The sequence below is a fragment of the Paenalicyclobacillus cellulosilyticus genome, assembly GCF_014647315.1.
Taxonomy (GTDB): domain Bacteria; phylum Bacillota; class Bacilli; order Alicyclobacillales; family Alicyclobacillaceae; genus Alicyclobacillus_J; species Alicyclobacillus_J cellulosilyticus.
This window is the reverse complement of the sequence record NZ_BMOY01000056.1, coordinates 1-10772: the sequence shown is the minus strand read 5'-3', so window position 1 is coordinate 10772 and position 10772 is coordinate 1. Positions and strand designations below refer to the sequence as shown.

The following is a 10772-nucleotide window of genomic DNA, read 5'->3' as shown; positions in this document are numbered from 1 at the left end:
TCCGCCAGCGCGTCGACGCCCCGCAGCATCGCACGGCGCGCTTCCTCGCTGAATTTGATGTCTTTCGCCATGGAACAAGACCTCCTTCATGCCCGCGGTGCCAGTTGGGCGTGATGACATCGCGTTGTGACACGGGACGACATCCCGTGTTCTGCGCAGCGGAGCGAACGCGGCGCGTTATTTCTGGACGATGGCCAGGATGTCGCTCTCGCGCAGGATGAGGAGTTCCTGGTTGTCGACCTTGATCTCGGTGCCGGCGTACTTGGAGAAGATGACGCGATCTCCGACCTTGACGTCCATCTCAATCCGCTTGCCGTCCTCGTAACGGCCCGGCCCGACGGCGATGACCTCGCCCTCCTGCGGCTTCTCCTTCGCCGTGTCCGGCAGGAAGATGCCGCTCGCCGTCTTCTCTTCCCGTTCCAACGGGCGCACCACGACGCGGTCTGCCAACGGTTTCAACACGGTGGTCAGGGCCACGCTCATGTTCCCAGCCTCCCTCATCCATGGTGAATCGTGTGTTAGCACTCGGCCTCCTCGAGTGCTGATGCACTCATTATGATAATCTTACCTTTGGGAAGATGCAAGGGGATTGAAGCGCTTGGACCGCCGCATTATAATGGCGTTACACCTCGGTTCGACGATTCAGAATGTGGCGCGTCGAGTCGTCCGCAGTGCCCGTCCATGGACCGGCCGCGAAGAAAGGAAGCTTGGCGATGGACACCACGAGCTACGTCCTGGTCTGCGAACGCGACAAGACGTTTACCTCGCTGCACCGGTTTGACCGGAAGCGCAACGTGTTTGAGGGGGAGTATTCGCTCCTGCACAACGCCTATTCGTACGATCAATACTTCCTGGCGCGGTTTTTGATGGCTCATGTCGAACACCCGCTGCGCCTGTTGCCGAGCGACAACGAACGGTACGACGAGGTCGTTCACACGTACCAGCGGTTTCAAGAGGACGACATCCCGGCTTATATAGAAGAAAAGTTGCAGGAACGGGCGGAACGGGAGCACCGCCTCGATGTCGAGCGCAGCCTCGGACAGCTGCAGTTGATCATCGCGCGGCAGATGATCCTGAAAGAACGGGAGGAGGTGCAAAACCGCCCGTCGCGCTCAGAGCGTGAGACATTGGTCCTCATCGGTCAAGACTACGCGTTCCTGCGCTCCGTCCACATCATCGACGACATCGTGGCCCAAGGCCGCGGCTGATCCACCGGCCTGCGCCGGTCACGCCCGGTTTCCCGCAGGGACATTTGCATGCACGCCGGACAATCCTACATGGTCCGGCTTTTTGTATGCGGACACAGCTCCTTGACACTGCACCTGGAACCCGTCAACATGGTGGATAGCTTGGGAGGAGGAAGCCACCGGTGAGTGAATCGCTGCTGCATCGTGACGTGCGCATCCTCGGCAATCTGCTGGGGGAGGTCATCATCGAACAGTGCGGCCGGCACGTGTTCGACCTGGTGGAAAACATTCGTCTGGCTGCCAAAGAGTTGCGGGCCAACGACACACCGGACAACCAGGAGAAGTTTCTGGCGACGGTGCGCGCGGTGCCGGAGCATCTGCGCAGCGACGTGATCCGCGCCTTTACCATCTATTTTCAACTGGTAAACATCGCCGAGCAGAACCACCGCATCCGGCGCAAGCGCGATTATGAGCGCAATGTGGGTTCGCAACCCCAGCGCGGCAGCATCCGGGCGGCGGTCTTGCAGCTCAAAGAGAGCGGTGCGACGGCGGAAGCCGTTGCCGCGTTGATCGATCAGTTGGGCATCGAATTGGTGCTCACCGCCCATCCGACGGAGGCGACGCGGCGCACGGTGCTGGAGAAACACCAGCGGATCGCGTATATTTTGGAACAGTTTGACAATCCTTTGCTCGGACCGCGCGAGATCCGCAACCTGGAGCGTTCGCTCAAGGCGGAGGTGGTCGGGCTCTGGCAGACGAGCGCCATTCGCCGGCGCCGTCCGACGGTGTTGGAAGAGGTGCGCAACGGCCTCTACTTCCTTGACGAGATCCTGTTTGACGTGTTGCCTCAGGTGCACCTGATGCTGGAAGAACAGCTGTCGGAGGCGTATCCGGACCGGCACTGGGAGGTGCCGAGCTTTCTGCGTTTCGGTTCGTGGATGGGCGGGGACAGGGACGGCAATCCGAATGTGACGGCTGAGTTGACGTTTCAAACGCTCCTGCTCCACTTCGATTTGGCGTTGCGCAAGTACGAAGAGCGTCTGCGCGAGCTCGGGCGTGTGCTCAGCCAGTCGCTGCGCGTGGTGGGCGTCAGCCAGGAGCTCATCGCGAGCCTCGGCGGCAAGGACGTGCCGGACGAGCCGTACCGGGCGAAGGTGGACCAGATCTTGCGCCGCTTGGAGGCGACGCGGCAGCGGTTCCACGGACAAGAAGCGGACGCGGACGCGTATACCGACGGACCCGGCGGGCTCATCGCCGACCTGAAGTTGATTGAGGATTCGCTTGTGGCCAACCGCGGTCAGGTCATCGCGGAAACGCAGGTGCGGCCGCTGATCCGGCAGGTGGAACTGTTCGGATTCCACATGGCCACCCTCGACATCCGGCAGTCGAGCGACGTCCACGAGGCGGCCGTGGCGGAATTGCTCGATCTGGCTGGCATTCCGGGTTACGCCGCGATGGCAGAGGCGGAGAAGATCCGGTTGTTGACCGAACTGTTGCAGGAACCGCGCCTGCTCTGCAACCCGTACATGCAGCACAGCCCGCAGACGCAGGAAGTGCTCGCTGTCTTCCACACCATCCGCCGCGGACAGGACCTGTTTGGGCCCGAGTGCATCCAAAACTACCTCATCTCCATGACCGAAGGGGTCAGCGACCTGCTCGAAGTCCTGTTGTTGGCGAAAGAAGCGGGGCTTTTGCTATGGCACAAGGACGGCCGCGCCACGAGCCGGCTGCACGTCGTGCCGCTGTTTGAGACCATCGCCGACCTGCGCCACGCGCCGGAGGTGGTGCGGCAATTGTTCGAAAACCCGGTCTTCCGCCGTCACTTGGCGGCACGGGGCAACCGGCAGGAAATCATGCTCGGGTACTCGGACAGCAACAAGGACGGCGGGTATCTGACTGCCAACTGGGAGTTGTACAAGTGTCAGAAGGCCATCTGCCATATTGCGGCCGAACACGGCATCCGCGTAAAGTTTTTCCACGGGCGGGGCGGCGCGCTCGGACGCGGCGGCGGGCCCATCGGCCGCAGCATCATGGCCCAACCCCCGGAAGCGTTGCAGGGAAAGGTGAAGATCACCGAACAAGGGGAGATCATCTCGCAGCGCTACAGCCATCCGGGCATCGCCATCCGATCGCTCGAATCGGCGGTCGCCGCGGTGATCCTCGGTTCGATGAACGTGCAGACCGCCGAGATGCGGGAACAGGAACAGCGTTGGAGCCGGATCGTCGAGCAGTTGTCGGAAGACTCGTTCCGGACGTACCAGGATCTGGTCTACCGCGATCCCGATTTCCTGACGTATTTCCAGGAGTCGACGCCCATTTCGGAAATCGGCGAACTCAACATCGGGTCGCGGCCGGCGAAGCGGCGCGACTCGACGCGGATCCAGGACCTGCGTGCCATTCCATGGACGTTCTCGTGGACGCAAAACCGGACCCTTCTGCCCGCCTGGTACGGGTTCGGCACGGCGGTGGAGCACTACCTGCAGGCCCACCCGGAAGCCGTCGCAGACTTCCGTCAGATGTACCGGCAGTGGCCGTTCTTCAACGCGCTCATCGAAAACCTGCAGATGGCGCTGGCGAAGGCGGACATGTTGATTGCAGCCCAGTATCAGACGCTGGTGGGCGACCCGCGCGTGGCGGAGCGCATCTTCTCCCAGGTGCGGGCGGAGTACGAGCGGACGAAGCGGGCGGTGCTGACCATCATCGGGATCGGCGAGATCCTCGAGAACAGCCCTGTCATCCAGGAGTCCATCCGTCTGCGCAATCCGTACGTCGATCCGCTGTCGTTCTTCCAGGTCATGCTGCTGCGCGAACTGCGCGCATGCGCGCACGACACCCCGGAGGGACGCCAGAAGCTGGACACCGTCCTGTTGACCATCAACGGCATTGCGGCCGGACTGCGCAACACCGGGTGAAAAGGGGTGAGACACGGTGGTTCCTTCATCGGACCGTGCCGGAGAGGAGGACCAGGTGCGGACCCAGCGAGGGGCGCCGGCTTTTGCTTATCCTGTGTTTCTCGAGGTCAAGGATAAGCTGTGCATTGTCGTCGGCGGCGGACGCGTCGCGAGACGGAAGGTGGAACGGCTGCTGGCCGCCGGCGCGCGGGTGCGGGTCGTCAGCCCCGTGTTGGAGCCCGGCTTGGCGTCGTGGGCGGCGGAAGGCGTGATTGAACATTGGCCGCGGGGCTACCAGCACGGAGACTTGGCGGACGGATGGCTGGTGTTCGCCGCCACCGACCGTCCGGACGTCAACCGGGCGGTCGCCGCGGAGGCGGAGGCACGCCGCCTGTGGGTCAATGTGGCGGACAGCGCCGCGGCCTGCACATTTGTCGTCCCTGCCGTGGCGGTGTTCGATGAGGTGCAGATCGCCATCTCCACGTCGGGACGGCATCCGGCGCAGGCCAAGCGGCTGCAGGAACGGCTGGTGCACGATGTGGCTGCGGGAACGTGCACGTTTGTCAGCGGGTTGCGCGCACGCGACGGCCGGCGCCACGACGGAGCAAAACCAGGAGGGGAGAGCGAGACATGGTCACCCACGTCGTCCTGATGCGTTTTCGGAACCGCGACCTCGACGTCGCGCGCGAAGTAAGGCGTCGCTTGCTTGCGATGCAGGAAAAGATCCCTGTGCTGCGCGCGCTGGAAGTCGGCATCGATGTCATCCGGTCGGACCGAGCGTATGATTTGGCCCTCATCGCACGCTTTGACACCATCGACGATCTGCATGCATACGCGGAACACCCGGCGCATATGGAGGTCTTGTCGTACATACGCCAGGTGCAGGATCATATCGTTTCGGTCGATTATGTTTCTTGACACTCCGCACGGCGAAAGCCGTGGGATGCAACGATCTCTTGGGTTGGATGTCGATGGGAGTGATCTCGACCCCTTTCATTTTAGTCAGTGAGTGTTCGCAGTGAGTGTTCGCGGTCGCTTGCCATTTGGTGAGGAATGTGTTATGTTGATTCGCGAACATATGTTCGGTTCCGGGGGGATGAGGGTGGCCGCGCCTCGTTATGAGCCATTGCCCGCCAAAGAGGTACTCCATCGCGTGCAGGTCCCGGACATGCCGTTTCGCTGGTCCATCAATCCATACCGCGGATGCACCCACGGTTGCAGCTTTTGCTATGCCCGCGCCACACACGCATACCTCGGGGAGACGCCGGACGACGCGTTTCAAACAAGGATCTTTGTCAAAGAGGACGCGCCGTTCGTTTTGCGGGCGCAGTTGTCGCGGATGTTGGCACGCCACGGCGGTAACCGGGCGCGCCTCGCCGCGGCGTTGGGCGTGGTGGCGCTTGGCACAGCGACCGATCCATATCAACCGGCGGAAGCCCGCTTGCGGATTACCCGGGCGTGTCTCGAAGTGTTGGCGGAGTTCGGGGTGCACGTGAGCATCACCACCCGCTCGCCAATGATCTTGCGCGACCTCGACCTGTTGGCCGGCATGCGGGTGCGTGCGGTGCATATCAGTTTGCACACCATGGACCGCACCGTTTGGCGACAGTTTGAGCCTGCCACCCCCGCGCCGGAACATCGTTTGGCGGCGCTGGCGAAGCTGGTGGAACGAGGCATCCGCGCCGGATTATTTCTCGCTCCCATCCTGCCGTTTATCACGGATGACGCCGCCACCGCAGCGGAAGTGGCGCAGCGCGCCCGGACGGCGGGCGCCCGGTTTGTGGTGCCGTCGTTTCTGCGCCTCACCCCGGACGTCAAACGCTGGTTTTTCGGGGTTTTATCCCATCACTATCCCCATCTGCTTCCTCGGTATGAGGCCATCTACCGGTACGGGGCGTCCGCGTCGCACGCGTACACCGAACGGGCGCACGCACGGGTGGTGCGCGTGCTGCGTCAACACGGGTTCGCGCCGCCGACGTGTGCGTCCGAAGCCGATGTCGCGGCAGCGGGAGAAGACCGCCGTATCACCCGGGCGGTTCGAGACGAGGGTGAAGCGGTGCAGTTGACACTCCCGATTTAAAGGGCGTCTGCAGGCCGGCATCGGTGAGCACGCACGCCACGCCATAGACGCCATGGAGCATCCGTCCGCATCTGCACGAAATCCGGATGCATAGCGGCAGGGGCGGACGATTATACTAAATGTTAAAACAGTTGGCGGTGGCTCCATCCGCCGCAGGATGGGTGAAGAAGGGTGATACGGCCATGGGCGTGAAATTTGTCGGCGTCCGCAAAAACCGCCGGGGTGACATCACGCACGTCCTCACGAACACCGGCGAGGTCGTGCCGATTCACCAAGCCCGTCTGATGGCGCTCCGGGGCGAGGTCGACTCGTTGACGGGCATCCGTGCGGACGGTACGTGGCAAATTGCGCATACCGCCGGGGAGGATACGCACAGGGAAGGGCACAACTTGGACCAGTTGCCGGAGATCTGACGGCCGGACGTGCCCGTTCGTCCCATTCGCTTGGACAGATTCCCGGCGGCATGGCAAGGGGGCTTACTGAAATTCCGCGCGCAAGCCCATTCCTACAGGGGCGGAGTGTCAAACGGTGTGGATCCATACGGGCAACACTTGGGCCACGAACAGGATGGCACTGACGCGAAACAGCAGGGTGGCTGTCCCCTTGACTGCGGGGTGCAATTTCGAAGGCTCTTTGTGTTCGAAGAAGCGTTTCGCCACATACCATGCGGTCGGAGCGGTCAGGAGAACGGCCAAGGCGAACGGTGTGATGGCGGCACATGCCACCAGTGTCACGAGCATGGCGTAGGCGACGCAGAACACGGCGGCGAACAGCGCGGTCGCACGCGCTCTCCCGAGCACAATCGGCACCGTCCTGCGGCCGCCGGCGCGGTCCAGCTCCATGTCCCGGATGTTGTTACCGAGCAAGATGGCGCCGATGAAGAGTCCGACCGGCACCGAGACCCACACGACCGGCGCATCGAGATGGCGGGTCTGGATGAAGTAGGCGAGGAGCACAATCACCGGGCCCATGGAAACCGCGGCAGCCAGTTCGCCAAACGGCGTCGAGGAGAGGGGTTTGGGCCCGCCGGAGTACAGGTACGCCACGGCCATGCAGGCGAGGCCCACGAGGGCAATCCACCACGAGGTCTCGGCGCAGATGTACACCCCAAGCGCGATGGCGACGGCCATCGACAACCAGGCAGAGCGCAGCACGGTGCGAGGTTCTACCCCGTCGCGGACGATGGTGCCGGCGATGCCGACCATGGCTTCCGAGTCCAGGCCGCGCTTGTAATCGAAGTACTCGTTCAACATGTTGGTCGCCGCCTGGATGAGCAGAGACGCCAACAGGAAGCAGACAAACAGGTCCCCGCGAAACGGGTGCACCGGGATGGCCATGCCTGTGCCCACCAACACGGGCGCGACGGACGCGCTCAGGGTGAACGGGCGCACCAGACGCCACGCGACGCCGATGCGGTGTGTGAGCGACATATTCGCCCCCTCCTTGTTGCGTTCGGATCTCATCGTCCGCCTCATATGCCAGGCCGGTACGGCCTTTTCGTACGTGCTTCCGGCCGGATTCGCACATCCCCGGCCGGGGTCCGTTCCTATCTTAGCAATCCGGTCACGGCGCGGCAATGATAGCCCTTGGCAGCCACAGGGGGCGAAGGATGGCGCACCGTGCCTTGTGGGCGCGGTTTCGTGGCCTGCGGCGTTTTTGTCCGGCTTGGGGGACTTTGGTATACTTGTTCGTCGGACGGTCCTGTGCGAAAGGGCCACGACAGGAGGGACAAGCCGTGTCCTTGCAGTGGGAGCGGGTGAAGGAGTACCAGGACATCATTTACGAGCGGGCGGAGGGCATCGCGCGCGTCACCATCAACCGGCCGGAGGTGCACAACGCGTTTCGGCCGGAGACCATCAAAGAGATGATCGACGCGTTCAACCACATCCGGGATGACGACTCGACCGGCGTGGTGCTGCTGACGGGCGCGGGCGACCAAGCCTTTTGCTCCGGCGGCGACCAGCGGGTGCGCGGCCACGGAGGGTACGTCGGCGAGGACGATCACGTCCCGCGCCTCAACGTCCTGGATCTGCAGCGCCAGATCCGGTCGCTCCCCAAGCCGGTCATCGCCGTGGTCGCCGGGTACGCCATCGGCGGGGGGCATGTGCTGCACGTGGTGTGCGACCTGACCATCGCCGCGGACAACGCCCGCTTCGGACAGGCGGGGCCGCGGGTCGGCAGCTTCGACGCCGGGTACGGGGCCACGCTGTTGGGGCGGATCGTCGGTCATAAGAAGGCGAAGGAGATCTGGTTCCTCTGCCGGCAGTACACCGCGCAGGAAGCGCTGGAGATGGGGCTCGTCAACGCGGTGGTCCCGCTGGAACGCTTGCACGATGAGGCCATCGCTTGGGCGAAAGAAATTCTGAAGATGAGCCCGACCGCCATCCGTTTCCTGAAAATGGCGTTCAACGCGGACACCGACGGTTTGGCTGGCTTGCAGATGTTGGCCGGGGACGCCACGATGTTGTTCTACATGACCGACGAGGCGAAGGAAGGCCAGCGCGCCTTCTTGGAGAAGCGCGCCCCGGACTTCAGCAAGTTTCGGCGGCTGCCGTGACGCCAGAGCGAAAGCGTGAGGGGTGTGCGGATTCCTGACTGGTTGACGCGGCGGGCGGTGACGCACCGCACCGCCGCCGCCCTGATGCATGACGGCGAGACATGGGATTACGAGACGTTGTGGCGGCGGGCGCGCCAGCGCGCTGGTCAACTGGCCGCCCGCGGCGTGCACCCGGGGGATCGCGTCGCGGTCCTCATGCGCCATGGCTTGGAATACGCCTTGACGGTGCACGCCGTGATCCAAGCAGAGGCGGTGCTGGTGCCGGTGAACTGGCGCCTGGCGGCGAGCGAGATCGCGTGGCAGCTGGCGGATGCGGACGTCGCGTGGCTGCTCTGCGACGAAGCGTGCGCAGGGCTCGCGGCGGATGCGGCGGCCCTTGTGACGCCGGCCGTGCCGGTGTGGAACGTCGCCGACGACCCGGGGCCGCCGGATGCACCGGCACGCGGCCGCGAGACCATCGATCTCGGCGCGGTCTTCACCATCATCTACACCTCGGGGACGACGGGCCTGCCGAAAGGAGCCGTGCTCACGTACGGCAACTTCCTGTGGTCGGCCATGGGCTCGGCGCCGCAACTCGGCGTGTTGCCGGGAGACCGGTGGCTCGTCCCCATGCCGCTGTTTCACGTCGGCGGTCTGTCCGTGCTGATGCGGAGCGTGATCTATGGAACGGCCGCTGTCATTCACGACCGGTTCGATCCGCTGCAAGTCCTGGAGGCCCTCACCCGCGACCGCATCACCCTGCTCTCCGCCGTGCCGACCATGTTGCAACGGGTCTTGGCACTCGACCCTGACCCGCGCTGTTTCTCCTCGCTGCGCGCGGTTCTGCTCGGGGGGAGCGCGGCCCCGCCCGGACTCCTCGCAGCGAGCGCGGAACGAGGCATTCCGGTGGCCACCACGTACGGGTTGACGGAGACGACATCCCAGGCGGCGACCCTGATGCCGCAAGACGCAGCGCGCAAGATGGGGTCGTCCGGTCAGCCGCTGTGGACGACCGAGATCCGCGTGGTGCGGGACGGGCAGCCCATGCCGCCCGGGGAAGAAGGCGAGATCGTCGTCCGGGGCCCGACCGTGACACCGGGTTACTGGCGGCGTCCGGACGCCACCGCGGAAGCCATCCGCGATGGGTGGCTCCATACCGGGGACATCGGGGTGTTCGACGCGGACGGGTTTCTCTACGTGCTCGACCGCCGGTCAGACCTCATCGTCTCGGGCGGCGAAAACGTCTACCCGGCCGAGGTCGAGCGTGTCCTTTGCCAGCATCCCGCCGTCGCGGAGGCGGGCGTCGTCGGCATCCCGGATCCAATTTGGGGACACGTGCCGGCGGCGTTCGTCGTGCTGTGGCCGGACAGGCGGGCGGCGGAAGCGGAACTGGCCTCGTTTTGTCGATCCCGCTTGGCGGCGTACAAGGTGCCGAAGCGGTTTTTCTTTGTGGACGCGCTGCCGCGCAACGCGTCCGGCAAGCTGTTGCGGAGGGCGTTGCGGGAATGGGCGCAGGCGTGATACGCGAACCGGATTGGCCGTCGCTCGCGGACGGGTTGTCCGAGCGGCTCACGGCCGCCATGCGGCGGGTGGACGCGGCCGGCCGCGTGACGGTCGTCCACACCTGGCCGCTGCCGTTGACCAAGGAGACGTGGCTGCGGCTTGCCGCGGCGTGCTTCTCGCCGGCGCACGCGGATGAGGTGCGGTGGTTGTGGCGGGACCGGGAAGAGGATGCGTGGTTGGTGGCGCGCGGGGCGGCCGCCGTCGTCACCGCCGGCGGACCGGCGCGGTTTTTGTCTTTGCGCGACCAGGCGGAGGCGTGTTTGGCGCACCTCGACGCGCGGGCGGAAGATGAGGTCAGGTGGTGGTGTGGCGGGGCGTTTGCGGCGGACGCTCCGGCGGGGCCGTGGCAAGGCTGGCCCCAGGCGGTGGCGGTGCTGCCGCAGCTGTGTTTTGCAGCGGGTGACCACCCGCGGTTGACCTGCGCCGTGTCGCTCGCGCCCGGCGACGATCCGCGCGCCGCGGCCGGCCGCGTGATGGCGGCGGCCGTCCGATGGTGGCGCGCGGCGCACGCGCGC

Annotated in this window: 12 protein-coding genes; 9 read left to right on the top strand and 3 right to left on the bottom strand. The window is 64.7% G+C overall.

Annotation, left to right across the window (positions count from 1 at the left end; translation table 11 throughout):
• Both IEX97_RS14010 and groES read right to left on the bottom strand, forming a co-directional pair.
• Positions 1-71, bottom strand: a 71-nt coding sequence (locus tag IEX97_RS14010; protein WP_373289415.1) for a hypothetical protein, incomplete at its 3' end; no start/stop codon positions are given.
• A gap of 106 nt (positions 72-177) precedes the next feature.
• On the bottom strand, positions 178-462 hold the full coding sequence (groES, locus tag IEX97_RS12190) for a co-chaperone GroES (protein ID WP_188883368.1): 285 nt from the start codon (positions 460-462) through the stop codon (positions 178-180).
• Positions 463-713: 251 nt separating this feature from the next.
• Between groES and IEX97_RS12185 the strand changes: the two genes are divergently transcribed.
• From IEX97_RS12185 to IEX97_RS12160, 6 genes are all read left to right on the top strand, one after another.
• A complete protein-coding gene (locus tag IEX97_RS12185) occupies positions 714-1208 on the top strand; it encodes a hypothetical protein (protein WP_188883363.1) in 495 nt (164 codons plus the stop codon).
• A gap of 161 nt (positions 1209-1369) precedes the next feature.
• Positions 1370-4099: a phosphoenolpyruvate carboxylase gene (gene ppc / locus IEX97_RS12180; protein WP_188883362.1), complete on the top strand. Its 2730-nt coding sequence runs from the start codon at positions 1370-1372 to the stop codon at positions 4097-4099.
• A 55-nt stretch (positions 4100-4154) separates the two neighbouring features.
• Positions 4155-4730 carry a precorrin-2 dehydrogenase/sirohydrochlorin ferrochelatase family protein gene (locus IEX97_RS12175; RefSeq protein WP_188883361.1) on the top strand — a complete coding sequence of 192 codons (576 nt, stop codon included), beginning with the start codon at positions 4155-4157 and terminating at the stop codon, positions 4728-4730.
• On the top strand, positions 4709-4996 hold the full coding sequence (locus IEX97_RS12170) for a Dabb family protein (RefSeq protein WP_188883360.1): 288 nt from the start codon (positions 4709-4711) through the stop codon (positions 4994-4996). Before IEX97_RS12175 ends, IEX97_RS12170 begins: the two co-directional genes overlap by 22 nt.
• A gap of 142 nt (positions 4997-5138) precedes the next feature.
• Positions 5139-6158, top strand: coding sequence for an SPL family radical SAM protein (locus IEX97_RS12165; protein WP_229776886.1), 1020 nt, complete (start codon positions 5139-5141; stop codon positions 6156-6158).
• Positions 6159-6319: 161 nt separating this feature from the next.
• Positions 6320-6571, top strand: coding sequence for a hypothetical protein (locus IEX97_RS12160; protein WP_188883359.1), 252 nt, complete (start codon positions 6320-6322; stop codon positions 6569-6571).
• A gap of 108 nt (positions 6572-6679) precedes the next feature.
• Here IEX97_RS12160 and IEX97_RS12155 read toward each other — a convergent pair whose 3' ends face one another.
• Positions 6680-7621 carry a 1,4-dihydroxy-2-naphthoate polyprenyltransferase gene (locus tag IEX97_RS12155; protein ID WP_188883358.1) on the bottom strand — a complete coding sequence of 314 codons (942 nt, stop codon included), beginning with the start codon at positions 7619-7621 and terminating at the stop codon, positions 6680-6682.
• A 272-nt stretch (positions 7622-7893) separates the two neighbouring features.
• Here IEX97_RS12155 and menB point away from each other — a divergent pair, with 272 nt between their 5' ends.
• The 3 genes from menB to IEX97_RS12140 form a co-directional block, all read left to right on the top strand.
• Complete coding sequence (gene menB, locus IEX97_RS12150; protein ID WP_188883357.1) at positions 7894-8715, top strand: 1,4-dihydroxy-2-naphthoyl-CoA synthase; 822 nt, start codon at positions 7894-7896, stop codon at positions 8713-8715.
• Positions 8716-8739: 24 nt separating this feature from the next.
• Entirely contained in the window at positions 8740-10215 is a 1476-nt protein-coding gene (menE, locus tag IEX97_RS12145; RefSeq protein WP_188883355.1) for an o-succinylbenzoate--CoA ligase, read from the top strand.
• Positions 10200-10772 (top strand): hypothetical protein (locus IEX97_RS12140; protein WP_229776884.1); only part of this gene is annotated, 573 nt, incomplete at its 3' end. The genes menE and IEX97_RS12140, both read left to right, overlap by 16 nt.